This is a genomic window from Polaromonas sp. P1_G4, assembly GCF_056405475.1.
In genome coordinates this window covers 1-1,078 of the sequence record NZ_JBFUCA010000884.1, presented here as the reverse complement: position 1 = coordinate 1,078, position 1,078 = coordinate 1, and the positions used below count along the sequence as shown (strand labels likewise).

The 1,078-nt window shown below is 54.9% G+C and carries 2 protein-coding genes; one reads left to right on the top strand and one right to left on the bottom strand.

Annotated features, from left to right (window positions below):
• Positions 1 to 44: 44 nt before the first annotated feature.
• Complete coding sequence (locus AC1D1X_RS24160; RefSeq protein ID WP_007867910.1) at positions 45 to 677, bottom strand: response regulator; 633 nt, start codon at positions 675 to 677, stop codon at positions 45 to 47.
• A 130-nt stretch (positions 678 to 807) separates the two neighbouring features.
• On the opposite strand from AC1D1X_RS24160, the gene AC1D1X_RS24155 reads away from it, so the two are divergent.
• Positions 808 to 1,078: CHASE3 domain-containing protein (locus tag AC1D1X_RS24155; protein WP_477699467.1), on the top strand; the 271-nt coding region annotated here is incomplete at its 3' end.

Genomic DNA, 1,078 nt, shown 5'->3' with positions numbered 1-1,078 from the left:
CTGGTGGACTATTGCATCCAGCAGAGCACCATTTCAGATTGAACTCAATCGATCAGCTTGTTCTTGAGCGCGTAGTAGGTCAGGTCGCTGTTGGAGGACAGGCTCATTTTTTCCATGACACGCGTCCTGTAGGTGCTCACGGTTTTCACGCTCAGCGAAAGCGCCTTGGCAATGTCGCCTGCGGTTTCACCCTTGGCCAGCTTGAGAAAAACCTGGAACTCCCGCTCGGACAATTGTTCGTGGGAAGCCACGTCGTTGGGCCGGTTCAGCTGCTGCGCAAGGAGCTCTGCCACCGCCGGGGTAATGTAGCGTTTGCCAAGAGAAATCACACGAATCGCATCCACAATCTCGGATGGATCGCATTCCTTGTTCAGGTAGCCGCTGGCGCCCTGGCGAATCAGGTTGACCGCATAGTGCTCTTCAGGATAGCCGCTCAGAATGAGGATGCCGACATCAGGCGCCTTGGCGCGAATCATGGCCAGCGCATCGATGCCGCTTTGCCCAGGCATGGACAAGTCCATGACCAGAATATCCAGCTCAACGTTACGCACCAGATCAATTGCCTCACGGCCACTGCCGGCTTCTCCCACGACACGCAGGTCCACCTGGTCGGAAAAAAACTGTTTGAGTCCAGAACGCACAATGGCATGGTCGTCCACAATTCCAATTTTGATCATGTCGCTGTCTTTCTATAAGGTCTGCGCAAGCGGGCAACGCAATGAAAAAGATGGCCTGCAGGACATCCGCATTGATTTTCAGTGTTCATTATTGACGAAATTTTCACCAAATGACTGAACGGAGTTTGCCGTGAAACGATTTGCGATCCCAAAAATGGCCATCAGCCTGCCCCTGGCGGTGCTGGCTGCCGCCATTCTTATCTTCATTAACGAGGCTAGCTTCCAGAAATCCACAGAGGCGGCCGCCAGTATTGAAGAGGCCCAGCAAACCCGCGGCGCCATCAACCGGTTGATGCAGCACATGCTGGATGCGGAAACCGGGCAGCGCGGCTACCTGCTGACCGGCGACGTTCGATATCTCGAGCCCTACAACTCCGCCCTGGCCGATATCGACCAGAACC